Source organism: Ktedonobacter robiniae (assembly GCF_016587375.1).
Classification (GTDB): Bacteria; Chloroflexota; Ktedonobacteria; order Ktedonobacterales; family Ktedonobacteraceae; genus Ktedonobacter; species Ktedonobacter robiniae.
This window is the reverse complement of the sequence record NZ_BNJG01000003.1, coordinates 371,676-397,354: the sequence shown is the minus strand read 5'-3', so window position 1 is coordinate 397,354 and position 25,679 is coordinate 371,676. Positions and strand designations below refer to the sequence as shown.

At 54.1% G+C, this 25,679-nt stretch carries 20 protein-coding genes, 1 pseudogene and 1 riboswitch; of the genes and pseudogenes, 15 read left to right on the top strand and 6 right to left on the bottom strand.

Annotated elements, in window-relative coordinates; translation table 11 throughout:
- The first annotated feature begins 216 nt into the window (after positions 1-216).
- A complete protein-coding gene (locus JMJ04_RS34275) occupies positions 217-759 on the top strand; it encodes a hypothetical protein (protein WP_201374873.1) in 543 nt (180 codons plus the stop codon).
- A gap of 203 nt (positions 760-962) precedes the next feature.
- Here the strand turns inward: JMJ04_RS34275 and JMJ04_RS34270 are convergent, their stop codons facing one another.
- Positions 963-2,888: an alpha-amylase family glycosyl hydrolase gene (locus JMJ04_RS34270; protein ID WP_201374872.1), complete on the bottom strand. Its 1,926-nt coding sequence runs from the start codon at positions 2,886-2,888 to the stop codon at positions 963-965.
- Positions 2,889-3,220: 332 nt separating this feature from the next.
- On the opposite strand from JMJ04_RS34270, the gene trhA reads away from it, so the two are divergent.
- The 10 genes and pseudogenes from trhA to JMJ04_RS34220 all read left to right on the top strand — a co-directional run bounded on the left by trhA (position 3,221) and on the right by JMJ04_RS34220 (position 13,104).
- Positions 3,221-3,916: a PAQR family membrane homeostasis protein TrhA gene (gene trhA / locus JMJ04_RS34265; protein WP_201374871.1), complete on the top strand. Its 696-nt coding sequence runs from the start codon at positions 3,221-3,223 to the stop codon at positions 3,914-3,916.
- Positions 3,917-4,012: 96 nt separating this feature from the next.
- Positions 4,013-4,558 (top strand): histidine phosphatase family protein, encoded by a 546-nt coding sequence (locus tag JMJ04_RS34260; protein WP_201374870.1) that lies wholly within the window; start codon positions 4,013-4,015, stop codon positions 4,556-4,558.
- Between the two features lie 112 nt (positions 4,559-4,670).
- Positions 4,671-6,044, top strand: a complete 1,374-nt coding sequence (locus JMJ04_RS34255; protein ID WP_201374869.1) for a cytochrome P450 — start codon at positions 4,671-4,673, stop codon at positions 6,042-6,044.
- 303 nt (positions 6,045-6,347) lie between these two features.
- A complete protein-coding gene (locus tag JMJ04_RS34250) occupies positions 6,348-7,517 on the top strand; it encodes a hypothetical protein (protein ID WP_201374868.1) in 1,170 nt (389 codons plus the stop codon).
- Between the two features lie 46 nt (positions 7,518-7,563).
- The gene (locus tag JMJ04_RS34245) at positions 7,564-9,858 is read left to right on the top strand and encodes a molybdopterin oxidoreductase family protein (RefSeq protein ID WP_201374867.1); all 2,295 of its coding nucleotides are present in this window, start codon (positions 7,564-7,566) and stop codon (positions 9,856-9,858) included.
- A gap of 22 nt (positions 9,859-9,880) precedes the next feature.
- Positions 9,881-10,393, top strand: a pseudogene (locus JMJ04_RS49135) (4Fe-4S dicluster domain-containing protein); the annotation flags it as partial.
- A gap of 292 nt (positions 10,394-10,685) precedes the next feature.
- Complete coding sequence (locus JMJ04_RS34235) at positions 10,686-11,285, top strand: QcrA and Rieske domain-containing protein (protein ID WP_201374866.1); 600 nt, start codon at positions 10,686-10,688, stop codon at positions 11,283-11,285.
- The gene (locus JMJ04_RS34230) at positions 11,282-11,608 is read left to right on the top strand and encodes a hypothetical protein (RefSeq protein ID WP_201374865.1); all 327 of its coding nucleotides are present in this window, start codon (positions 11,282-11,284) and stop codon (positions 11,606-11,608) included. The genes JMJ04_RS34235 and JMJ04_RS34230 overlap by 4 nt, the downstream gene beginning before the upstream one ends.
- A 68-nt stretch (positions 11,609-11,676) precedes the next feature.
- A complete protein-coding gene (locus JMJ04_RS34225) occupies positions 11,677-12,381 on the top strand; it encodes an HPP family protein (protein WP_201374864.1) in 705 nt (234 codons plus the stop codon).
- A 141-nt stretch (positions 12,382-12,522) separates the two neighbouring features.
- Positions 12,523-13,104 (top strand): hypothetical protein, encoded by a 582-nt coding sequence (locus JMJ04_RS34220; RefSeq protein WP_201374863.1) that lies wholly within the window; start codon positions 12,523-12,525, stop codon positions 13,102-13,104.
- A gap of 77 nt (positions 13,105-13,181) precedes the next feature.
- On the opposite strand, the gene JMJ04_RS34215 is transcribed toward JMJ04_RS34220, so the two are convergent.
- Positions 13,182-14,069 (bottom strand): TIGR03621 family F420-dependent LLM class oxidoreductase, encoded by an 888-nt coding sequence (locus JMJ04_RS34215; protein WP_201374862.1) that lies wholly within the window; start codon positions 14,067-14,069, stop codon positions 13,182-13,184.
- 117 nt (positions 14,070-14,186) lie between these two features.
- On the opposite strand from JMJ04_RS34215, the gene JMJ04_RS34210 reads away from it, so the two are divergent.
- The 3 genes from JMJ04_RS34210 to JMJ04_RS34200 all read left to right on the top strand — a co-directional run bounded on the left by JMJ04_RS34210 (position 14,187) and on the right by JMJ04_RS34200 (position 18,405).
- The gene (locus JMJ04_RS34210; protein WP_201374861.1) at positions 14,187-14,810 is read left to right on the top strand and encodes a TetR/AcrR family transcriptional regulator; all 624 of its coding nucleotides are present in this window, start codon (positions 14,187-14,189) and stop codon (positions 14,808-14,810) included.
- Between the two features lie 77 nt (positions 14,811-14,887).
- The gene (locus JMJ04_RS34205) at positions 14,888-16,690 is read left to right on the top strand and encodes a sensor histidine kinase (protein WP_201374860.1); all 1,803 of its coding nucleotides are present in this window, start codon (positions 14,888-14,890) and stop codon (positions 16,688-16,690) included.
- Between the two features lie 76 nt (positions 16,691-16,766).
- A riboswitch (ZMP/ZTP riboswitch) is annotated at positions 16,767-16,855 on the top strand.
- Between the two features lie 41 nt (positions 16,856-16,896).
- Entirely contained in the window at positions 16,897-18,405 is a 1,509-nt protein-coding gene (locus tag JMJ04_RS34200) for a glycine hydroxymethyltransferase (protein WP_201374859.1), read from the top strand.
- 131 nt (positions 18,406-18,536) lie between these two features.
- Here the strand turns inward: JMJ04_RS34200 and JMJ04_RS34195 are convergent, their stop codons facing one another.
- Positions 18,537-19,700 carry an aminotransferase class V-fold PLP-dependent enzyme gene (locus JMJ04_RS34195; protein ID WP_201374858.1) on the bottom strand — a complete coding sequence of 388 codons (1,164 nt, stop codon included), beginning with the start codon at positions 19,698-19,700 and terminating at the stop codon, positions 18,537-18,539.
- A 612-nt stretch (positions 19,701-20,312) separates the two neighbouring features.
- On the opposite strand from JMJ04_RS34195, the gene JMJ04_RS34190 reads away from it, so the two are divergent.
- Complete coding sequence (locus tag JMJ04_RS34190; RefSeq protein WP_201374857.1) at positions 20,313-22,067, top strand: peptide ABC transporter substrate-binding protein; 1,755 nt, start codon at positions 20,313-20,315, stop codon at positions 22,065-22,067.
- 134 nt (positions 22,068-22,201) lie between these two features.
- On the opposite strand, the gene JMJ04_RS34185 is transcribed toward JMJ04_RS34190, so the two are convergent.
- The 3 genes from JMJ04_RS34185 to JMJ04_RS34175 form a co-directional block, all read right to left on the bottom strand.
- Positions 22,202-23,497 (bottom strand): sensor histidine kinase, encoded by a 1,296-nt coding sequence (locus JMJ04_RS34185; RefSeq protein ID WP_201374856.1) that lies wholly within the window; start codon positions 23,495-23,497, stop codon positions 22,202-22,204.
- 54 nt (positions 23,498-23,551) lie between these two features.
- On the bottom strand, positions 23,552-24,214 hold the full coding sequence (locus JMJ04_RS34180) for a response regulator (RefSeq protein WP_201374855.1): 663 nt from the start codon (positions 24,212-24,214) through the stop codon (positions 23,552-23,554).
- 198 nt (positions 24,215-24,412) lie between these two features.
- Positions 24,413-25,675, bottom strand: coding sequence for an ABC transporter permease (locus tag JMJ04_RS34175; protein WP_201374854.1), 1,263 nt, complete (start codon positions 25,673-25,675; stop codon positions 24,413-24,415).
- Positions 25,676-25,679: the final 4 nt, after the last annotated feature.

Genomic DNA, 25,679 nt, shown 5'->3' with positions numbered 1-25,679 from the left:
CTCTAGATACCTACGATGAGCCTGGCTAGCTCGAAAGCGGTGATCACTTGCATTATAAAGCGACAAAAAAGCTGCACAACACTGCCTCTTCTCTCAACCTGGTTGCATTTTCGCCCTGCCTGTGCTATATTCCGGCACCAGAGAGAGTAGTCAATGGGCGAATATATGGGGAGACAAAATCTACTTGCCAGAGGTATTGAGAGGAAGTAAATTAGTGTGAAAAGTCCGCAACATAGGTGGTGGCAACCGCTAGTGAGTATCTGCATCCTGATTGGGATGGTTGCGCTGCTTGCCTGGGTACTGTATGTACCCTGGAATCGCACGCAGCAAGCACTCATCGATGGTACAACCCAGATGGGTCCCCTGGCAACCTTTGTTACGCCGACCGCCACACCAACCCAGATGAAGACGACGCCTACCCCTACCGCCAGCGTCACTCCTGATATGCCTGTCAAAATCTATTGCGAGGTGACGAAGACCCAGGTCATCGACCGCAGGCCAAAGTACGATAATTTTGACTATTTTATCTATGCGACCCTGCTTATACGCCAGAACGATCTCTCCTACATGCGCACAGGGCAAATTATTCGCATGCAATGGCTTCCCACATCGACGCCCATCGCGTTAGGCAGCCTCAAAGATATTCATCAGGGCGCAGTCTTACAGATAAGTGGGGCAGTGGATCCTACTCTACTGCTCCATGTCAACCAGGTAGCGGTACTGACCGGGCACGTCACCGTCAAACCTCCAACATACTAAGATCTTATTCCGAAACCCAACCCCCATTCGGGGGCGCAGCGCCACTAGCGTGTCTAGCGCTTCGCGCTCAGGGTGTTCGGAGAAGTAGTAAATGAGTCGTAATAACATGTAGGGTCCAGGTTGGCTTGGACTCCGAGCGAAGCGACCTTCCCGTACCTAAGGTATTGACCTGCGGACTGGACGAGCCCAAGCTAGCCTGGATCCTACAATGTTGTGAAAGCCGCTCCGCTCTGTGGCGGCAGGGCAATCTCGATGCCTTGTTCAGTGAGGCGTGCGTTTACCTGTCCGCGCGTTGCCAGGAGGCATGTATATTCGCGAGCCTTGCCAGGCTTGGGAAGAAGCAAGATCTGTTGTGTATTACTCAGGTTGAAGGTCACCAGGATATCGCCATAGATCAGTGCATCTATATCACTCGATGTTTGGGCATAGGCATAGGTTTTCTGAGCTACATCCAGGTACATGGTACGACGTTTTCCCTGCCGCAGAACTGGGAAGGTCTTCCTTATCTGAATAAGTGAGCGATAGAAGGAGAGCAGATCCTGGTTCCATTGTTCTGTGGCCCAGGGCATATCCTGGCGAACGAGGGCATCACCACCAGCCACCGTTCCAATGTCTACGGAATGAGACATCCCAACCTCAGTTCCATAGTAGATGACAGGTGTTGCGGTCAGGGTAAACTGGCAGAGAGCCGCCATTTTGAGGCGTTGGATATCCTGGTTGGCTACAAAGAGGAAGCGGTTCATGTCATGGTTATCCAGGAAGCTCACACGCTCTGGCGCCTGTGTCATAAATTGTTCATAGCTATAGAGGAATGTATCGAGCCTCTGGACATTCCAATCTTTGATTCCAAAGGTGTGGCGCAAGGCAGAGGCCAGGGGGAAATCGAGCAGCCCATCCAGTTTACCATGGAAGCGAGCCATGCTATCAGGTGTATCCGTCACCTCGCCTACCGTGATAGATTCAGGCGCGACCATGCGTGTGACCTGGCGGAACTCGGTCCAGAAATCCATGCTATGTCCAATCGCATGATCGAGGCGAAAACCGTCTATTCCGTAGTCCTTTAACCATGTGACGGCACTCTCAAAAATATAGCGGCGAGCACCCCGACTATCGGTGCTAAAAGAGGGAAGCGAGGGAACCATGTCGAGGAAGCTACGATAGTTGTCAGGCCAGGCGTAGAAGGTAAACCAGTCGGCTGATTCCGCATCCTGATTCTGCTGAGCCTCAAGGAAGGCGGGATGATGCCAGGAGACGTGGCTGGGAACAAAATCCAGGATAACACGCATCCCCTGAGCATGGGCACGTTGCGTCAGCTCTTTGACATCCTCATTTGTGCCCAGCCTGGGATCGACGGTATTAAAATCTATCCCATCATAACGATGATAGGTCTCGGCCTGGTGAATTGGTGAGAGCCAGAGACAGGTGACGCCTAGATCCGCTAGATAGGGCAGAGCGTCGATGACACCCTGTAGCGTTCCACCATGCAGCGCCTGGAGATCAGGATTATGCTGGAAGGCGCCACCTGGTTCGCTGGTGCGAAAACGATCCACAAAGATCTGATAAATAATGCCATCCTGGGTCCATTGTGGAAAATGAGGTGCTTCCGACTCAACGGTATAGGCGAAGGTAGTGACGGCGAGTGGACCCCGCTGGCGGTACCAGTGCCCCTGCCCATCTTGTGCCCAGACATCTGGCTTTTCCTGATATGAATGGCGATACCAGCCGCCAATGCGGTAGCGGACAATGGTGTGTGCAGCCTGCGCGGGAAGAATGGCCCGCCAGCGTGTGAGGTAGCCAGTTTGCGTCTCCCAATCGACGCGTACCTTTTCCAGTGGCAAGGTCATTGAGGAGGTATCTGGCAGACTTCCATCTGTGGTGTAGAAGAGGACGCCGCGCTCCAGGGGATGATTTTCACCACTCGTTGCCCAGATCTCCACAGCTTGACCCGCCTGGGGAGCAGAAGGAATGAGAATATTGTCATGGCGAAACTGGTTCTGCTGAGCGAGAATGCGAGCTTCAATCTCAGGGACAGGTAAATCTCCGGGGGCGGAGGTAATATTATCGGTCATTTCTGTTACCGCCGGCATTGGCGGTGTTTTGTTCGTTACTTGCTTGGTCAGATCAGGCATAACGCTGCGTTCCTTGAGATCTATATTTAACAACATATGTTTGTTGATCATCCAACAATTGACAGATAAACTATATACAAGAAACGCGGGAATGTCAACCCAGAACCGCGTGTTTGTGCGGGTCTCCTATTCCTCTTGCACGCTCTCGTGAAACTCTCACCACGAGAAGTTGCTCTAATAAGACAAGTGGTTATGTGGTGTGCCCAGGCAGTCGCAGGCTGCCTGGGCACACCATATAACCGAATGAGCGCCGCAGGCGCGAGGGGGCAAACCAATAGCTTGTATATCTGGTTACATACGTAGAAGATAGAACATAAGGATGTGCTAATAACATGGTTCAGGAACAAGTATCGTCGTTGGAGCAAGAGATACAAAAGGTCATCAAACCGTTGTTGCGAGGCTGGTCACACGCGCTGGCAGCCTTTGCCGCCCTTGTTTTAACGTTTCTCTTTTGTTGGCTCAGCCGTTCGGATGTGCCACGCCTAATTTCGCTGCTCGTCTTTGGTTTGAGTATGATGGAATTGTATACCGTAAGCGCCTTTTATCATATCGGAACCTGGAAGCCTGGTACACGCCATGTGCTTCGTGCTATCGATCACTCCAATATCTTTGTCCTGATCGCGGGCACCTATACTCCACTCTGCTTCAATATTCTCAGCGGCTGGATACGTATCGCCCTGCTTGGGACGATCTGGACGCTCGCGTTTCTGGGTCTGGCCTTTACGGTAGTGCCCTATACCCTGCGCCTGCCACGCTGGATTGGGACCGTGCTCTACATTATCATGGGCTGGGTCGCGCTCCTGGCCTTTCCCGCCTTTCTAAGCGCGCTCTCCTGGACGTTTGTGGTAACCATGATTCTTGGCGGGGTCTCCTACACGCTGGGTGCAATTGTCTATGCTCTGCGCTGGCCCAACCCCTCCCCACGCGTCTTTGGCTTCCACGAGATCTTCCACCTGTTTGTCATCCTGGGAAGCGCAATCTTTGTCTTCTGCGTCTGGAAATGGGCGCTCCCTTTCTCGCGCCAGTAAAAATATCCGCTAAAGGAGGAAGCCCTGCATGCCTCCTACAATTTGTGCTATAACGTGCATACAAAAGAATTGTAAAAGGCAAGGAAGGAAGCATAAATGTTGACGCTCTTTTATTCACCTCATTCGACGAGCGTGGACAACGAGGCGGGGCGGGCCTCGGGACACGCGGATGTGCCGCTCTCTGCATTGGGGAGGCAGCAGGCGGTTGAACTGGGAAAGCACCATGCGAGTGAGAAGATTGACGCTGTTTTCTGTTCCGATCTGCAACGCGCGGTTGTAACGGCGCATCTTCTCTTTGGCGAGCGTGGTTTGCCTGTGATGCCCGATGCACGCCTGCGCGAGTTTGACTATGGCGAGATGACGCAGTATCCCAGGGAGCAGGTGGAGGGGGAGTTCCCACGGCGCATCACAGAGCCTTTCCCAGGTGGCGAGAGCGTCTCTATGGCCGCCCAACGCGTGGGAGCCTTTCTCCAGGATGTAACGCGTGGATATGACGGGAAAACAATCGTCGTAATTGGCCACAGGGCGACCATGTATGGGATTCGCTATTGGTGCGGTACCTCCACCCTCGAGGAGATTGTGAATATACCCTGGGAATGGCGTGATATCCCAATCTGGCGCTTTGAAATTACCCCTCGCTGAAGCACATGCGGCCGTTCTGTGATTAAATAGAGGTAGAAAAAATTGTATGAATGAAATGAACATCCTGGGAAGAAGTGATAGATATATACCCAGGAAGTGAGGCAGAGAGATTATGGTCACAGAACTGGAAACGCAAGAGAAAACTACCGTAAAGTCTATACCCTTTATTAAAGAATCGCCCGTCGTGGGAAGCCTCTTCAAGTATCAGCGGGATCGCCTGAATCTGTTTATGCGCATGTGGCGTGAGCAGGGTCCGGTGAGTGGCTTCCATATGGGGCCCTTTCCCCTGCCAGCCTTTTTCTCCGCTGAGCATGTGCATAGTATCCTGGTGGAGCATGCCTATGACTTCGATAAAGGCGAATCCATTCATAATGTCTTTCGCCCGGTGATTGGTAATGGTATTTTTACCAGCGAGGGTGATTTCCACCGTCGCCAGCGTAAGATTATGGCCCCGCCCTTCCAGCCACGCCACATCGCTAGCTATGCCGATAATATGGTGTACTATGGCGAGCAGGTACAGCAGCGTTGGCAGGATGGCGCACGGATCAATATCGACGAAGAGATGACCACCATCACCATGAGCATTATTGGCAAGGTGCTCTTCAACGTGGATGTGTTTACAGAGACCGATGAGCTTGGTGCGGCGATGGCGACGACCCTCAATTTTGTAGGTCACCGCCTGGCGCGCCTGCTTCCAACTCCATATAACTGGCCGACACCACAGAATAAGCGGGCGCACCAGGCGATTGCGCTGCTGCGAAGCCGTATTCAACAGATGATTGAGGAGCGGCGTGCCAGTGCGGAGGAGGGCAACGACTTTCTCTCGATCCTGTTGCGGGCGCGTGACGACGAGGGCAAGCCCATGGATAATGAGCAGTTGATCGACGAGTGCCTGACGCTTTTTGGCGCGGGGCATGAGACGACCGCTGTGGCCCTGACCTGGGCGTGGTACCTGCTGGCCCAGCATCCTGAGCAATACCGCAAGCTTCAAGAGGAGGCGCGGAGCGCGTTGGGAGGACGAGCAGCCACCTATGCGGATCTCACAAAGTTGCCATACAGCCAGCAAGTCTTCAAAGAAACGTTGCGTATGTATCCGCCGGCGTATGCTATGGGGCGTGCCGCGTTGAAGGACATTGTGATTGATGGTTATCAGGTGCATAAGGGTGATCTGGTTCTCATCGCGCCCTATGTCATGCATAATCGTCCCGACTACTTCCCGCACCCCTTTGAGTTTGATCCTGAGCGCTTTACACCTGAGCGTGAGAAGCAGCTTCCACGCTATGCTTATCTCCCCTTTGGCGCGGGCCCGCGCATTTGTATTGGCAACTACTTTGCCATGATGGAGGGACAACTTCTTCTTTCAACCCTCGCCCAACGTGTCACCTTCGAACTGGTGCCAGGACAACAGATTACACCTGATCCAGGCAAGTCACTTACCTTGCGACCAGATAGGCATGTGCAAATGGTGGTACGCCGCTATATGTAGGGTCGACTGCAAGCTGTAGGGTCTCTGCTGGCATGGACTGCGAGCGTAGCGACCTCCTCTGCGAATGGGTATTCCCCATTCGGGGACGCGGCGGCCTGTGGACCTCCAGTCCAAGCTAGCTTGGACCCTACATGGTGAGATCATTTGATGCCTGTTCGCCCAGGCGAGAAGCGTGACTCTGGGGGCATATTGTCACCTTGAAGGCGATATCATGCGTGTCAATATTGTATCGCTAAGCGATGTATATTGTTCTGTTTGCTACATATGAGAGTGCTCTCTCTTTGGGCGAAAGGATATGCTTGTATGGCTCAGACCTCCATCCCTTCTCCTGGGCCAGTGCGGAAATCCGTGGACCTTCGGCGACGACGCAAGCCGATCGGTCTGCGGATACGTTCGGTCTGCTTTGGTGTGTTGGCGGCTGTCGTCCTGGTGCTTCTTATCGCGTTTGGCTCGCGAGGCTTCCACTGGTTTGATGCCGCGCTCATTGGTTATGCTGTGGCAACTATTTTCGCGGTCGCGGCGGTGACGTATAAATATTCGTTCTGGCTATTTCGCCCGCCGACGGGACGCTACTGGAAGCGTAGCTGGGAATTATTTCTCCCCTATGCCAATTTTCGGCGCTATACGATGCTGATACCAGGCGCCCTGTTCGACTTGTTCGCGCAACAATTTATTCGTAGGCGTGGTCTATATCGCTGGCTGACACACCAGTGTATCTTTTGGGGCGTCATCCTCTCCTGTGCAATTACCTTCCCCTTGACCTTTGGCTGGCTGCGTTTTACTCAGACCGCCTCTGGCCTCTATCAGATCTGGGTCTTTGGTTTCCCTTTCTTCTCCTTACCAGCCGATACGTTCCTGGCCTTTCTCATTTTTCATGCGCTGGATATAACGGCGATGATCTTGCTGGTCGGCCTGGTGCTAGCCTTTCATCGTCGCTTTCATGATCTGGCCTTGATCGCAGTGCAGCGCTTCCGCTTCGATATTATGCCCCTGGCCTTGCTGCTGGCTATCGCTGTGACTGGCCTGGCGCTTACCGCTGATAGTACCTGGCTGGGAGGCGCATATTATTGGTATATCTCCCTGGTCCATGAAGCGGTTGTGGTGCTCTGGCTGATCTCGCTCCCGTTTGGCAAATTTTTCCACCTTATTGAGCGCCCGGCTACGGTTGGGATCGAGCTGTACTGGCGTACAGGCGAAGGGACCGCAATGCAGAAGTGTGCGCGCTGCCAGGAAGAATTTGCCCCGGTGCGCTTTGTGCAGGACTTAAAGAAGACGCTGTATGAGGTTGGCGAGAACTATACCCTGCGTGTGGATAGTCCCGAGAAGCGAGCAACTCATCCAGATGCACCAGCAGTAGAGGAGCGGGCCACGGATACGCTCTGGTGGCAGGATCTCTGCCCCACCTGCAAACGCGTCCTGCGCGCGCAGGCCAATCTCGCGGCGTTGGGCCATGAGGGGAACCGCTTTTTGTAATGGCTGATTCTGCTTGCCAGAGAGATTCTTGAAATGAGGGAAGCATATGAGCGTTGACAAGAATATTTTTCGCCATTTGCGCAGGAATCAACCCGAAACCTTTGATTTCCACACCGGAGACCATGTGCCGAACCGCTGGCGTTCAGACGAGGTTATTGATCGCTATGTGCCCACGCATTGCTGCTATTGTGGCGTCCAATGTGGTATGTATCTCAAGGTTGCTCGAGGGCGGGTTGTTGGCGTGGAGCCACGCGAAGATTTTCCCCTGAATCACGGGATGCTTTGCCCCAAAGGCTCGACAGCCTATCAGACAGTTCACCATCCTGATCGCTTAACCAGTCCCTTGATGCGTCGCCATGGCAAAAATAGCCCCCTGGAGCCAGCAAGCTGGGATGAAGCGCTAGATACCATTGCCCGGCGCTTTCAAACCTTGCAGGCCGAGCATGGCGGAGATTGCGTCTCAGTCTTTAGCGGGTCCTCCATGACCAACGAGAAGTGCTATATCATGGGCAAGTTTGCCCGTGTGGCGCTTGGCACGCGCCATTGCGATTATAATGGCCGCCTGTGTATGTCCTCGGCCACAGGCGCCAATGAGCGCTCACTCGGTATAGATCGTGCCGCCAATCCTATCAGTGATATGTTGCATGCCGATTGCATTTTCGTGATCGGGGCCAACGTGGGGGAGTGTTTCCCCATCATTACCAGTTATCTCTGGCAGGCACGAGATCGAGGCTGTAAGCTTATCGTTGCCGATCCACGCCAGACCCCCATTGCGCGCACCGCTGATATCTATCTCCCCCTGCGCTCAGGCACGGATTCTGCCCTGCTCAATGGTATGCTGCATGTTATTCTCAAAGAGGGCCTGGTCGATGAGAAGTTTCTACGCGAACGCACGGTTGGTTGGGAGGAGACAAAGGCTCTGATTGAGCAGTATCCACCCGAGGGTGTGGCGCGGGTGTGTGGCCTGAAACCTGAAGCCATCATCGAGGCGGCACGCCTCTATGGTCGCGCGCAAGCTGCGCTGACCTATACCGCGCGTGGCCTGGAGCATCAGAGCAAAGGCGTCGATAATGGTGTCGCGGCCATGAACCTGGCCCTGGCCACGGGGAACTTTGGGCGTCCCGGCGCGGGCTGCGGCACTCTGACTGGCCAGGGGAATGGCCAGGGGGGCCGCGAAGTCGGGCAGAAGGCGACGCAACTTCCCGGTTGCCGCGATATCGAGAATCCTGAGGACCGCGAGTACATCAGTTCAGTCTGGGACATCGATGAAAAGGAACTTCCCCATGCTGGCTATCCCGCGACCCTGATGATTCCGGCCATGCTGCGCCAGGAGATTCGTGCCTGCTTTATGGTCTGTACCAATCCCATGGTTTCTCTGCCCGACCAGCATACCGTTGAACGGGCCCTGCGCGGGCTGGACCTGTTTGTGGTGGCTGATTTCTTCCTCTCGGAGACAGCGGAGCTGGCGGATATTGTGTTGCCTGGTACCGTGTGGGCCGAGGATGAGGGGACGACCACGAGCCTGGAGGGGCGTGTTATCAAATACAATAAGGCGGTTGAGCCTCCTGGCGAGGCCAAGCGAGATTGGGAGATTGTCTGTGAACTGGCGCAGCGCCTGGGGAAGGGCCAGTACTTCAACTTTACGTCCCCGCGCCAGATCTTCGATGAGTATCGTCTCTGCACAAAAGGCGCGAAGTCCGATTACTGGGGTATTACCTATGAAAAGATTGAGGAACAGAATGGGGTATTCTGGCCATGCCCTACAGAGGAGCATTTGGGGACGCCCCGCCTCTACGAGGAGCGTTTTGGCTTCCCCGATGGCAAGGCGCGCCTGCATCCCATCCCCTACATCCCACCCGCCGAAGAGCCGGACGCTGAGTATCCCCTGGTGCTCACCACTGGACGCGTGATCTATCACTATCTCTCCGGCAACCAGACGCGGCGGACCCCATTCTTAAAGGAGCAAGCCCCCTTCCCCTGGGTAGAGATGCATGAGCAGACGGCGCAGCGCCTGGAGATAGGAGATGGGGACTGGGTAACGGTACGTACCAGGCGGGGCGAGATGACGGCCCCCGCGCTGGTAATACGTTCAATTCGTCCGGATACGCTGTTTATCCCTTACCACTATGGGCATACAGAGGCCGTGAACCAGCTCACCAACCCAGTTCTAGAGCCGATGATGAAAATTCCTGAATACAAAGTATGCGCGGCCAGCGTGGCACGGGCCGCGGAGAAACCCGCCTGGGCACGCGATGTGGATGTCGAGGCCCTTGTCGCGGCTCGCAAGCGTCGCCAAGAACTGCCCATAGCACAAGTACGACCGACCCCGACACTGCGCTAATAAGGAGAGAGCCATGCCCGAAATGGTCAAAAGAATCTTCCTTGATCCCTCACGCTGCATCGGTTGCCGTTCATGTGTCGCGGCCTGCCGTGAGTGCGATACGCACAAGGGCGAGAGCATGATCTACATAGATTTTCTGGAGCGGCACAACACGGTAGCCTCCTCACCCACGCTGTGTATGCACTGTGAAGACCCGCTGGCGCCTTGTGCTCAGGTGTGTCCAGCCCAGGCCATCCTGGTGAGCCCCGATGGGGTTGTGCAGTCGGCTGACGAGACGCGCTGCATTTATTGTGAAAACTGTGGCTATGCCTGTCCCTTTGGCGTCCCCAAATTTAATATCGCGGGCCATTACATGCAGAAATGTAATCTCTGTTATGACCGGACCAGTCAGGGGAAGGGGCCGATGTGCGCAACGGTCTGCCCGACGCAGGCTATTTTCTATGGCACCTATGAGGAATGGGTCACGGCAGGGCGAGCGCAACAGGGGGCCAAACCGATCAACACATTCTTCTTTGGCAATCAGCGTGTACGGACGCGCAACTATGTCACTATGACGGAGCAGGATCAGGAGCTAGATATTCTGGCGCTTGTGGAGACCGCCGACTTTGGCAAATCGGCGAACCTGCCCGCGCCAACGGCGCAGAATAACGCCGCGTCCTGGATGCCGGCAGAGACAGCGGGTATTCCAGAGCGAGCCGTTCCCGCACAGCCCTGGACACCTCGCCAGCCGCTTGAACCGGAGCCATCCACTCATCCGCAGCCTGAGCGTGCTCCCGTAACGCCAGGTGTTGACGGAAAGCAAGCATCATCAGGGGGAGACTAAGTGTATGGTACGAAAAATTGATCCGACCGAGAAAAAGGGTAAGGTGAGCAATATTACCGCGCCAGCATTGAATCCTGACATTGTGCGCGAGGCGAATAGCGAGCCGCAACCGCAGCCTCATCAAGAGCAGGAAGAATGGCGCCAGGAATTTCCCTATCCCTGGGATGAAGATGAAATTGTGACGCGGCGCGATACACTGCGCTTTCTCCTGGCGGGCTCGGGTGCGCTTTGCCTTGCCACGGGCGCGTTTGCTATCCTGGGAAATCTTCCGTCAGGTCCGGGCGTTCAGCATGTAGCAATCGCGAAGGTCGGTGAGCTGAGAGAGCATCAATGGAAGGTTTTTAATTTCCCTGACCAGTATGAGCAAGGTATCCTGATCAACTTGCCAGGTAAAGGGCTGGTGGCCTATAGCGATGTCTGCACCCATCTCTCATGTGCCGTGCTCTATAAAGGAGATGGGACCCTGCATTGTCCATGTCACGAGGGCCGTTTTGACGCGGTGACCGGCAATGTGCTCGCCGGCCCTCCGACGCGCCCGCTCCCCTTTATCCAGCTCGCCATAGAAAACGGGACTATTTACGCGGTCAGGCAGGTGGCAAGATGAGTAAGCGCGATACACGAGATATTCCGCGCAGGGTCGCAAATCCGGATGATCCCCAGGTCAAGCATCCACCACGAGGCGCGCGCGGATGGGTGCCGGGACCTAACTATTCTGGCTTACAGGGGCGTATCGCCATAGTGCAGGGCCAGGTTTTTATCGTTGCTATCATTGTCATTGCCCAGCTCTGGCTTGTGACTGATGCGTTATATGAATTGCTCTCTGGCCGCGTTGCGCGCCTAGCCTGGCTGGCCCTGGCGAGTGTGCTGGGTTTCGCGCTGGCCCTGATCGTTGTTTTCTGGCCGCGCCGCCGTATCAAAGAGCCATAAAGCACTCCTGTTAAGCGGCTGGCAGGATTTTACCATCAGACAATAGCGTGAAGCGCGCGGGAGATGTTATGCCACATAAGACAAATGAGCAGAAACGCATTAAGGAGCGGCCAGACTTTCCCTTGCATACCAGGCCGCTAGCAAGCCATGAGATGGCGGATATCGTCGCAGGCTTGCTTACACGTGTGCGTCTCCCTGTACTCTTGCAGCACCATTCGAACCGTGCTATGCTCGCGCTCTTTAGTTTTGTGAATGGGTGTATCAGCATTGGCTTGATGGCAACCCTGGCGGTACTTACAGGCTCTCCCTTTATTTTTCCCTCACTTGGCCCCACGGCCTTTCTCTTCTTCTATACACCGACTGCGGCAAGCGCCTCTCCTCGTAATACGATCATTGGACATTTGATAGGAACGCTGGCTGGCTACTTTAGCCTGCTGATTACCGGCCTAGTCTCCGCCGGTCCGGCCCTGGCTACGGGGGTGACGTGGCCACGTGTGATCGCCGCTGCCCTCTCGCTTGGCCTGACGGCGGGCGTCATGGTGCTCTGTAACGCAGCCCACCCACCCGCTGGGGCGACGACGCTGATTGTTTCCCTGGGGATTTTGACGAAGCCCTGGCAGCTTGTCTTACTGATGGGAGCCGTCATCCTGCTTACTGTTCAGGCCTTCGTCATCAATCGTCTGGCAGGCCTCCCCTACCCAGCCTGGCGGGCGACTTCACCTCCCAGGCATATGAACGCAAACAAGGTCAGTCATACTCCCGGTGAATCATAATCCCAGGCCGATACTTTGATGTATGATCTCAGCATTTCTATGCGGCTATAGGTGCATTAGCTATGCTAAAGAGAGGGTAGGGTTTTTGTGTACGCTCTCCCTGCCAAAAAACTGCTTCTAGAGAAGGAGTATACCGTACTGATGGCCACATATTCATATGCTTTGTTTGCGCATATTCTGGGGGTAACTGGCCTGTTTATCGCGATGAGCCTGCAATTGGCAAGTATGATTGGTATTCTGCGCTCGCGAACCGTTGAGCAGGTACGCGTGTGGTGTGGAATGCACACTGTTCTCCTACGCATCTTTGCCCTCTCTTTTGTACTCACACTGGGCGCGGGGATGCATATGACCTTTACGATCTGGGGCTGGTCTACAGCCTGGATCAATGCCTCGTTGGCGGGATTGCTGATCCTGACTGGCCTGGGGCCGCTGATTAACACGCGCCGACTGAAAGTCTTGCATCGTGAGGCCCTGGCCCTGCCGGAGGGGCCTGTACCCACCAGCCTGCGACGGAGGATACAGGACCCTATCCTCTGGTCCTCGGTTCTGGGCATGAATGCTATGGCTGTAGGTAGTATCTACCTGATGGTGCTCAAGCCAGGCCTACTCGAGACTTGGCTGGTGATGGTTGGGAGTATTCTCCTGGGTATGGGCGCAGGATGCATACTCACTTTGAAAAAGCGCTCGACCATGATCGAGACGACGCAACCAGCCGAGGCATAGGCTTTATTTCTGGTCATGGTACAGGATGGTGTGTACTGGCAACCGTAGGTTGCCAGTACACACCATCCTATACACCATTATTTTCCAGCGAGGAGGGCCATGACGGGCGCGAAGTTCTCCATCTGACCTTCGTAGACCTGGAGATACGAGAAGCCAAAGCGCTCGCGCTGCTCAAGGAGATGTGCGACAGCCTGCTCTGTCGTAAACGCCTGTTTAGGTATGGGCGGTCCTCCAGCCGATGGAGCAAGCTCGCTGACACTATCGCTAATCTGCATATGATAGATGGTCTGGCTCAACTCAAGCTCGGAGAAACGCTCTCCTGCGGCCTCGCGAATCCAGGCCAATTTTTGCTCCAGGGTCGCATCAGATGGGTCTGGTCCACGCCCAGTAAATTTAGATCCAATGGCGATGATATCGGCCTCCCTGGCGGCCAGTTTGAGCATGCGTTCGCCTGCTCCCGCGACGAGAAGGGGTGGCCGTCCCTGCTGCATGGGGCCCGTAAAGCCCTTAACGTCACGCAGGGTATAGTGCTTGCCTGTAAAATTGACGACCTCTTCTGCAAAGAGGCGCCTGGTAATCTGAAGCGTCTCTTCAAGGCGCGCGACCCGTGTGCCTGCCTTGGGAAAATCTATGCCTAGTTGCCGGGCCTCGGCTTCTCCGACGCCAGCTCCCAGCCCCAACTCAAAGCGGCCCTCAGAGAGGAGGGCGAGTGTTGCCGCCTCTCGGGCGAGGATAACGGGATGGCGATATTCATTGGAGAAGACATAGCTCCCCACATGCAGAGATGTGGTGGCCTCAGCGGCCGTGGCCAGGGCCGTGAGAGGCGCGAGACTGCCAATATTGGCGCGGTCTGGTATGAGCAACGTGGCATATCCCAATGTCTCGGCCTTGCGAGCAGTTTCAATCCAGGCACGATGCGATTGCGCATATGCAGCAACGACACCGAAACGAAATGGACGTGACATGCTGATAAACTCCTCTCTTTACTCTCTCGTGCGCGAAGAATATTATATAGACAAACTGCTTAATTAATTTAGATAGGCAGACTATACAATGAAAATATGAGAGGTGTCAAGGCAACTATGAGTCCGCGCCCTTATCGTCTTGGTCAGAGACAGGCCGCAACTGAGCAGACGCGAAACCGTATTCTCATCGCTGCGCGTGAGCTACTGATGTCAGATGAAGGCATATCTGGTTTCTCCATTGACGCCGTTGCGCGTCAGGCAGACGTCGCCAGGATGACAGTCTATCATCAGTTTGGCTCTAAAACGGGCCTGCTTGAAGCGCTTTGTGACTCGCTTGCGACCTCTGGTGGCATGGAGCAATTAGCCTCTGCCTTTCGCCAGGCGGATCCCTTCGATGCCCTGGATACATATATCGCCGTTTTTGCTCGTTTCTGGCAGGCGGATCGCCTGGTGACGCGCAGGTTGCGAGGATTGGCCGCACTCGACCCTGAATTTGAGCAAGTTATCCGGGCGCGCGATGAGCGGCGACGCAAGGGTTTGCATGTACTCGTCCAGCGTTTTGAAGAGCGGCAGAGCCCTCCTGCTCTTCAGACCCACGAGGATATCGTCAATATGCTCTACACATTGCTTAGTTTTGAGTGTTTTGACACTCTGGCCGGGCCAGCGCGCCCTGTAGAGGAGGTTGTACCCGCGATACAGCGCTTGGCGCGTGCTGCGCTAGTATCTGGCAAGGCAATGTAGAGCACAGTTTTTTATAGGTGCATACCATAAAGGGGGATACTTTTTCTGGAAAGCTTGTTTCCTTCAAAGAGGCCAAAGTGCCTGGCACAAAGAATGTGAAGGTGATTGACTTGATAGGCAGCCATGAACAGGCGGAACTCAACACATTGTTTAATGCGGCATTCGTATCCTTGAATGAAGGTGTGCTGGTCTACACACTGCAAGGTGTAATTGTACATGCCAATGTCGCCGCATTACAGCTCTTTGGTGTGCAAGCAGAAATGGTGCTGGGAAAGACCTATCAGCAGTTTATCGACGAATTAAAAATGCAAGAGGCAGAGTGTCACCTTCCTGTTGTAGACCAGGATAAACCAACTGGTGCCTTCAAAAATGAGCCGTTCCTGACCGCCCAGCAGGGCGATACCGCGATCCAGACATATGCTAAAGGGGAAATTCATGTTCACCTTACCAGTGCGCCACTCTATAATCAACAGGGGAATTTAATTGGTGGGTATATGCTCCTTCACGATATAAGTGCGCAACATGAGAAAGAGTGTCGCGCACTCCAGGCCTTTACCTCTTTGCTGACATTGATCGAGAGGCTGGTCTCCATCCCAGGACAGGAGCAAAAAACATGCACAGAGGTAGCTGAGGGACTTTCGCCTATTCATATTGCAGGCCAGGCTCTGGCAGATGTTATTGCACAGGTCATGGATTGCAGGTATGTAGATGTCTTTGCTCTATCAGGTCCTGATGAGCGACAGCATCTACTAGGTACAGGCAATTTGACGTATGAGCAGACGCAACGCTTACGGTCGGAAACTGAGCAGGCGCCTCTTGCCGACTACGTTAACGCAGAAAACATCGCTCTTTTGCATGCAAATGAAGTGGTTCTACTTGACCTGGAAAAGCAGCCGTATGTTAAACCGCACGCGAGCTTTGGTGCTCGCTATCGCTTGGTGGCGCCCATGGTGCTTCATGAGCGCTTGGTAGGTCTTTTTATCATTGCGAAGATGGAAGAGGAATTTCCCTGCGTTGAGTGTGCCTACACAGAGGAAGAGATCGCCCTGGCCAAGGCTGTAGCTAAATTAACAGCCCTGGTGATCGCACAGGTGCGTTTGCTAGAGTCGTGGGCGACAGAGAATGCCAAAAAACAGGCACTACAAGAGCTGAATAAGCACTACGATGAGTTTATCTCCATTGCCAGCCATGAGCTAAGAACGCCGCTGACCACGATTAAAGGCAATGTGGAACTGGCACTGCGGCGCTTGAAGAAGCTCAGACAGCAGGAAGACTCCCGAGAACTCCAGACCCCGCTTGAACGTATCCAGATCCCGCTTGATTATGCGCTCCAACGCTCGCAGGTGCAGGAGCGAATGATTAGTGAACTATTGGATGCCTCACGTATACAGGCCAGGAAGTTAATCATTGTAAAGAACCCCTGTAACCTGGTGGAAATAGTTCGCAATGCTGTTGCAGATTCGAGACAGGCCGCACCTGATCGGAGTATACAGCTTACGCTTCCAGATGAGGATACACTACTCGTTGAGGCTGATGCTGATCGTATTGGCCAGGTGCTGCTCAACTATCTGACCAATGCGCTTAAGTACTCAGAGGCTCATCAGCCTGTGTTTGTGATGCTCGCCAAAGAGGAGGCATGCGCGAGAGTATCTGTACGTGATCATGGGCCGGGTCTTGCCCCAGAGGCGCAGGCGCAGGTTTGGAAACGTTTCTATCGTGTGCCTGGCGTCGAGGTGCAGTATGGCTCTGGCACAGGCTTGGGCCTGGGCCTCTTTATCTGCCGAGAGATCATTGAGAGTCATGAGGGACAGGTAGGAGTTGATAGCCAGCCAGGAGAGGGTTCGACGTTCTGGTTCACCCTACCATTAGCCACGCTTTAAGAGAGTATGGTCGTTTTTCGAGATATTCTTGACTCAGATGATGCAGACTGGTATAGTTAGGCATGGAGAGTATCTCCTTTTCCCTGGTAACTGGCGATAAGAGTGGAAGAACCACAAGGGAGCCTGGGAATAAGCAGTAGACAGTCGCTCGCCTGGGCTGCTTCACCTATGTTATGTTTTGATAGCAAAGGGAGGAGCACCTATTTATGACGATCAATGCAACATCAACCACGTTTCTTGTCCGCTACTTGCAAGCGCTCAATGGAGCCACCCCCAACTCAGCCGCCGCGGCTTTTTATGCCTCGCTCGACCAGATCAACAGCGTCTCGCCGACCATCGCAGCATCCGTCATAAAGGAGCTACAGGACCAGCGCCAGAACCTGAAGTTAATCGCTAGCGAGAACTATAGTTCCCTGGCGACGCAGTTTGCTATGGGCAACCTCTTGACCGATAAGTATGCTGAAGGGCATCCTTATCATCGCTTCTATGCTGGCTGTGATAATGTCGACGCTATTGAGGCCGAGGCGGTAGAACTGGCGTGTTCGCTCTTTGGTGCTGAGCATGCCTATGTCCAGCCTCATTCGGGTGCTGACGCCAACCTGGTGGCCTTCCTGGCCATCCTCTCAAGCAAAGCCCAGAAGCCCTTGCTTGAAAGCCTGAATATCGAGAATATCTCCACGGCCACCCGCGAGGACTGGAATAAGGTGCGAGCTACCGTGCAGAATCAGCGCCTGCTCGCGCTCGATTACTACTCCGGAGGGCACCTGACACATGGCTACCGGCATAATATTTCCAGCACGCTCTTCGATGTCTATTCTTACGCCGTCGATCAAGAGAGCGGCCTGATTGACCTGGACCAGTTGCGCAAGCAGCTACACGAGGTGCGTCCACTGATCCTGCTGGCAGGCTACAGCGCGTATCCACGCAAGTTGAACTTCGCCAAGATGCGCGAGATGGCCGACGAGGTGGGCGCGATCCTGATGGTAGACATGGCACACTTCGCGGGCCTGGTGGCGGGCAAGGTCTTTACTGGCGAGTACAATCCCATTCCCTACGCGCATGTTGTGACCAGTACCACGCATAAGACCTTGCGTGGCCCGCGTGGGGGCCTGGTGCTGTGTAAGCAAGAGTTCGCCGAGTGGGTTGACAAGGGCTGTCCCGCGATCCTGGGCGGTCCGCTCCCACATGTACTGGCCGCCAAGGCCGTCGCCTTCCGCGAGGCAAGCAAGCCGGAGTTTGAGACCTATGCCCATGCCATTGTCGAGAACTCCCAGGCCCTGGCCCTGGCGTGCATCGATGAGGGTCTTCAGGTGCCTACCGGTGGTACCGACAATCACCTCCTGCTCCTCAATGTGGCGCAGAGCTTTGGTCTTACAGGCCGCCAGGCTGAGGCGGCGCTCCGGGATTGCCAGATTACGCTCAATCGCAACTCGCTGCCCTTTGATGTCAACGGCCCCTGGTATACCAGTGGTTTGCGTCTAGGTACGCCAGCCCTGACCACGCTGGGCATGGGAGGTACAGAGATGCGCGAGATCGCGAGCATTATCAAATACGTGCTGTCACACACCAAGCCCAGTGTGACCGCCAGTGGCAAGGCCAGCCTTGCCAAGTACGTCCTGGATGAGAGCGTGCAGGCCGTGGCGCGCAAGCGCGTCGATGAGCTGCTCTCACAGTATCCCCTCTATCCCGAACTGGATACCACCCTGCTCGCTTAAGTGTGCACCTGAAACATATCGTGAAACAATCGTAGGGTCCATGCTTGCATGGACTGCGAGCGCAGCGATCTCCCAGCGTGAGGATGTCGTCCTGGGGGCGGGAGAGTCCATGCAAGCATGGACCCTACGATTTATTGCACAAAAATGGCGTGGAGGGCGGTCAGGAGGCGCTCGACATCGGCGGGGCTGTTGTAGCCCTGGATGGAGAGGCGAATGTAACGATGGTTATTCCAGGAGGTGACGGGCATCTCGATGTGCCAGGTCTCGCGCAGGGTGCGTTGTAGTGCCTGGGAGTCGCCATCAGGCACCTGGATGGCACACATTTGCCCAAACCAGGTGTCGGAACAGATAAGCTGGGTACCAAGCAGAGAAGTAATCTCCTGGCGCGTCGAGGCCGCTAGCTCATGACAGGCGGCGCGTACGGCATCCCAGTTGTGCTCTTGCTGAAAGGCGATGGCGGAGGGGACGCTAAGGAAGGCTGCAGGATCATCCGTGCCGACCCAGCCAAAATAATCCTGAAAGCTTGAGATGCCAGGTTTCTGGCTTTCGTAGCCCCAGCTGACGATTAGAGGCTGCAGGATGGCCTGGTGCTTGGGCGAGGCATAGAGGAACGCGGACCCCTTGGGCGCGCAGAGCCATTTATGGCAGTTGCCAATGTAGAAGTCCGCGCCGATCTCTTCGAGGTTCAGGGGAATCTGTCCCGGCGCGTGCGCCCCATCGATGATGGTAAGGATACCGGCCTCACGGGCGCGCTGACAGATCTTTGCCACGGGAAAGATCAGCGCCGTGGGTGAGGTGATGTGACTGATAAAGATCACCTTTGTACGAGGTGTTACTCCCTGCCAGAACTGCTCAACCATCTCCTCTTCGCCCTCAAGCGGGAGTGGGATTGGCTGATTGATATAACTCATTCCTTTCTGGGTGCAGAGAAAGTGCCAGGTACGGTCTGAAGCTCCATACTCGTGATCGGTAGCCAGCACCTCATCTCCAGGTCCAAGCTGAAGCGAGCGCGCGACGATATTGACGCCTGCCGTTGTATTGGGCACGAAGACCAGGTGATCGGCCTGTGTTCCCAGGTAAGCGGCCAGGGATAGGCGGGCTTCGCGCAACAGATCATCTATGCGCCGACCCAGAAACTCGACGGGATCTGCCTCCAAAGCACTTTGCCACTGCTGATAGGTCGCGAAGACGGGGCGAGGGCATGCGCCAAAGCTGCCATGATTCAAGAATGTAATATCGGGTCGCACCTGAAAGTGTTCAGCGGCCACCGGGAGAAGAAGTTGCTTAACGCTCATAAATAGATGGTTCCTTTCGCCTGGGATTTTTGTGATACCTCGCGCCTGCGGCGTGTTCTCTTGCACATTGGGTCTTTAAGCGAGGTTATTTCCTTTATCATACCGCCACTCACACTAATTTTCCACTCCCTTATGAGAGTAAGGGGTGATGTGCGCCGCAGGCGAGAAGGCCTTCCTGAAGAATGAGTACGTTTAGTCGATTTAATTAAGAAAGATAATGGCCGAGCATGCTTTATTTTTTCATTATTGTTGAGTGAATTTGCAAGAATTTGCAAGTTTTTTAAAATACAGCAAATTACTGTGAGATTTTTTATTGAGGCTACGTAGTATATTACAGAGGTCACAAGAAGGCGCTCTATTTCTATCGCTTATCAGGCTATAGATTTGTCAGGGCAAACTTCTTTGAGATATCTATATATTGATCGATGCTTGCTGTCAATTCATCGAAGATAGACATAAGCATAGTCTTCTTAGCTCCGACGCTATCAAACTATGACACCTTTCATCGAGCATAATTGCTCATTGTGCTTTATAGTTTTTTGTTCTGCTTCTATTTATAAAATATAAGTGAGCAAAGGTTTTTCGCGTTTCTAAAACAAGGAGTAATGACTTATGTTTTCTCGCAAGCGAGTGGCTGGCCGCTTCCTACCCGCTTTGTTTGTTTTGCTTGCGGTACTCATCTCTGCCTGTGGCGGTAGTACAGGTAGTTCGAGTGCAGGCACGAAACTCTCTGATGATAAGCAGATCTTTGTCTATCCACAAAGAGGCATATCTGATGTCGCGACCCTGGACCCGGGTCTCTCTACCGATACTGCATCTGCACAGGCTATTCAGATGATGTTCACGGGCCTTGTACAGTTGGACGATAACCTTAAGGTCAAGCCTCAGCTGGCTGAGTCCTATTCCGTTGCCTCCGATGGCGTAACCTGGACCTTCAAGCTGCGCCAGGGCACTAAATTTAGCGATGGCAACCCCATCACCGCTGACGACGTGGTCTATAGCATTGACCGCGCGCTCAAGCCTGAGTTGAAGTCGACGGTTGCGCCTTCGTATCTGGCCCTGGTCAAAGATTCGGATAAGCGCTTTGCTGGCAAGGTGCCTACCCTGATCGGCGATAGCCTCTTTGCTCCCGATCCCACGACCGTGAAGATCGTGACCAACCAGAAGGCTCAGTATTTCCTGGATGCGCTGACTTATCCAACCTCCTACGTTGTGGAGAAGAGCTTCGTCGAGAAGTATGGCGATCAGAAATGGACTGATCACCTGAGCGAAGGTGGTGCCTCTGGCCCCTTCAAGCTGGAGAAGCATATCAGCGGTCAGCAGATCAGCTTTGTACCTAATGAGAACTATTATAATGCCAAGCCGCAGCTGAAGAAGGTTGTCTTCCCCTTCTATAAAGATGCCCAGACGGTGTACAAGGCGTATAAGTCCAATCAGGTCGATCTCTCGGGTGTTCCTGGACCCAACCTGGATGAGGCACGCGCCATGCCTAACCAGCAGTATCACCAGTCGCCTATCCTGGCCATCTACTACTATGGCATGAACTACCTGGCCAAACCCTTCAATAATATCAAGATCCGCCAGGCCTTCGCGCTCTCTATCGACCGCGATACGCTTGCCCATAGCATCTACAAAGATCGCGTGGCGCCAACCAACCATATCGTTCCTCAGGGCATGCCTGGTTATAACCAGAATCTAACTGGCCCTGCCGGTGTGTCAAGCACCAAAGGCGATAAGACGCTAGCGAAGCAGCTGTTCCAGGAGGGTATGCAGGAAGAGGGTTACACCACCGCTAACTTCCCGCAGGTCTCTCTGACGGTTGCCACCAGTGGTTCAGCCGCCGCCAAAAACGAGTTCCAGTATGTGCAGCAGCAGTGGAAAGATGCCCTGGGCGTCAATGTCACCATCAACGACGAGGACTTTAACAAGCTTCTCGACGATGAGGCGCAGACCGTTGGCAGTGCCAAAGGCCTTCAGATCTGGAGCGCGGGCTGGGTTGCTGACTATCCCGATCCCCAGGACTGGACCGACTTGCTCTTTGGCAAGGGTTCGGCCAACAACCAGGTCAACTATGGCCTGGGCAGCAACAAAACCGCTGTGGAGCAGCAGGCTAACCAGGACGCGATGGTCAAAGCCAATACCATTGTCGACCAGACCAGCCGCATGGCACAGTACAACCAGATTGAGCAGAAGCTCATCAATGATGTTGCCTGGGCGCCAACTTACCAGTCAGCGGTCAGCTATGTGCTCAAGCCCTGCGTGAAGGGTTGGGTAGACAACGCGCAGAACATGACCCCACCAGATGACTGGGCGAACATCTACAAGACCACCGATTCTTCTTGTGCCAACACCAATTCGTACAAGTAAGTCGGAGCTCTAGTCCTCACAGAGGGCAGGCAAAGAGGCATCTCGGATATACCATCCGGGATGCCTCTTTTTGTGGACCGACGCTGGAGGTGATGCTGCAGGGTGGGCGGCGCGTGCTTTAGCAGCGCCGTTAATTAAAATGGGAGCGTGACTTCAATGGTTGTGCCCTGTTTCTCGCCAGAGCGGAGTGAGAGGTGGCCTCCGATGCCCTCGACGCGTTCGAGCATGCCCCGTAGGCCATAGTGGCCTTCTGGACTGTGGCATGCCAGACTACCATCCTCTTGATGCTGGCAAGAGGCCGTTGGTAGCCCGATGCCGTCATCCTGGATGGTCAAGATGAGGTTCCCTTCTTCTTGTCTGAGGGAGAGCGTCACGTGCTGTGCGTGGGCGTGCTTCTCAATATTGGCGAATGCCTCCTGGCTTACCTTCCAGAGCGTCTCTTTCAATGGATCTGTCAGGCTCTCAAGCTCTCCCTGAAAGGTGTGGCTAACATCCAGGCCAGCGCGTTGCCCCAGTTCATCGAGTGAGCGGATGAGTGTCTGCTTGATGCCCTTATGTTGTAAGGCAGGCGTGCGCAGGTTCGCGATGGAGGCTCGCAGCGCGGCCATGCTCTCACGCGTGATCTCTTTGGTAGACTCTAATTCCTGGTCGCAGCGTTCGGGATCACGCTCGCGGAGCCGTTGAGCCGCCTCTAGCTTGACTGTGATAAGCACGAGGGCATGGCCGAGGGTATCATGCATCTCGCGTGCCAGCCGTGTGCGCTCGCGCAGAACAGCTAGTTCCTGTTCCTGCTCTACTGACTGTGCTAACTGGCGATGTGCCTCCTCTAAATTGGTATTTGCAAGTTGCAGTTGTTGAAAAAGATGATTACGTTCAAAGCGTTCGGCGATAAGGTTTTGAATGAGGATGCTAAAGCCTGTGACGCTAAAGAAGGCCAAACACTGGCTTGTGATACTGAAGAGCGCAATTTGCTTGAGCGGCCAGGTGAGCAATCCCTCATACATAAAGGTTGTGAGAGCTATAATACCAATGGCGAGAAACAAGCGTCGCGACGTAAACAGGCTGAAGCTTAGCCCAAAAAGAATATATAAGCTCAGAAAAAAGCTTTGATCGATCCGGGTGAGTAGAAATACAACGAGATAAAAGCTTCCCCAAATGAACACAGTATACGATAAAGGTGGTGGCCAGTCCCAATCGAATGGAAGTATACCGAGTGACGCCAGAATTGGAAAGATGTAAAGCGAGAAAGCGAGTATCATGAGTAGGATGCAGGTTATGCCACGCCAATCGTGCATGTAGATTGGCGTGGCCTTTAAGATAGTATAGGTGAGTGTGGTGAGGTAGAAAAATGTGAAGATAGCAAAACCAATCAGCATACGGCTGAAGTTCCGATGAAAGCGTGCGTCATCCCTGGCTATATCAATGCTCAATGTTGTTTTCCTTTGCATTTGTATACCTCACCCCTTTTTGATGTTTTAACCGAGTTAGAGCAATTTGCGTTCACGTGCAAGGTGAGCGGCCTGGGTGCGGTTCCTGGTGTGGAGCTTGCTCAGGATATTCGAGACATGATTTTTGACGGTTCCCTCGGCCAGGACAAGTTGCTCCGCGATCTTGCGGTTGCTGGCCCCCTCAGCCAGGAGTTTAAGGATCTCTATCTCGCGTGGACTCAGCGCCTCTTCTTGTACCGGGTGAGGATTCCGCTCTTTGCGCCCAAACTCAACGAGGAGCTTGCTGGCAATCTTGGGCTGAATCGAGGGCATACCTGCGTATACCTGGCGAATCGTTGACATCAGTTCGTTGGCGGGAACATCCTTGAGGAGGTAGCCCATGGCCCCGGCTTTGACGGCATCGAAGACATAGTCCTCGTAGTCAAAGGTTGTCAGGATGATGATGCGCGCCTGGGGATCGCTCTGGACGATGGCAGCCGTTGCCTGAACCCCATTCATGCGTGGCATCTCGATATCCATCAAGACCACGCCAGGCCCCTTATCCTGCTGGCGTAGCGACGCATATTGCCTGATCGCCTCTTCGCCATCGCCAGCCTCGCCGACGACCTGCATGCCAGGCTCTAGCTCAAGAATAGTGCGTAGGCCCTGGCGCATAAGCGTCTGGTCTTCACAAAGCAAGATACGAATCGTCTCAGTCATGCCTGCTCTCCTCCCGGCAATCAGATGTTGTGATTTTTCCTTTATTATGGCGCAAACCCAGCTCTTGTCAAATGAATCTGCCTTGGCTTACAAATTCGCCTTCGGGGTAGTGGGTGTAGGCGTGGAAAAATAGCAACGCCATTTTTCCACGCCTACACCCACTACCTTATGAGCGCCGTAGGCGCGAAACCTTCTGCCCTAAGCGCTTGCGGCCTTCTCCTGGAAACGGAAGAAGCGCAAGGCGATAATAAAGCAGATCGCGCCATAGGCGAGCAGACCTAGAATATCTGGAAGGATGTCCATAAAGCCTTTGCCGAAGATCATGGTCTCATTTAGCCCCTCCATGGCCCAGGCCGTAATGCCGAGCTTGGCGATTTGCTGCATCCATCTGGGTTCGATGAAGAGGGGCCACCAGGCACCGCCAATCGCGGAGGTTACCAGAGTTACCAGGCTGACAATCGGGTTGATCTGGCGGCGGGTACGTACCAGTGATACGAGCAGTGTTCCCAGGCCCGTCATCGCGAAACTGGTACTGATTAGTAAGAGGATGACCGAAGGCCAGGAGCCAATATGCATTTTGAATACAAAGTAGCCAATCGCAAAGAGCACCACGAGCTGGGCCAGGGTTAGGAGAAACTGTGCCAGCAACTTGCCACCTAGCAGAGCATACTTCTGAATTGGAGCGACCAGCAGGCGGCGGAAGGTGCCATCTTCTTTCTCCTGCAAGATGGTCGCCGCCACAGCATTGAGGCCAAAGAGCGCGAAGAAGACGGCGTATCCAGGTACCAATTGATCGAATGCGCTCACTTTGATGGCTTCACCCGCGGAGAGTGTTTGAACAGCCTGGTCGCTTCCCTGGTTTGCCTGGACAACCGTTGCAGCGATGCTCGTGGGATGAATAGTGCCTGGTGTGCAGTGGTTGCCAGGCTGATTGCATACTGCGTAGACCTGACTTACAGCTGCATTTCCTGTGAGTTGAGCCTGTACAACCTCATTGACGATGTTACGTACGAGCGTAATACGCGCATCGTTGTTGTTGGGCAGAGTATAGAATTGGACTTGCTTTGTAGCATCGATATGCTGAGGTGTAGTGCTCAGCAAGGCCTCGCTCGCCCCGGTTGGAATGACGACACCGACATCTGCCGCATCACTTGAGGCCTTAACCTGGTCAATAACCTGAGCTGAAGTGTGATATTCATTGACAGTAATCTGGAGTTGAGATGTATTGATTTTGAGCGCGTTTGCAATCGTTTTACCAAGATAGGCGTTAGAGGCCGTCTCCTGGTTGCTTACGGCTACCCTAATCGTAGTCTGGGTAGAGCTATTACCATAGAGATTACCAAATGCAAGCCCGACCGCCGTGATGAGGACCAGGGGGACCAGGAGCAGGAGCACCAGAGAGCCTTTATCTTTCATGACCTGTAAGAGGTCCTTTTTGGCAATGGACCAGAGCGTTTTCATGCTT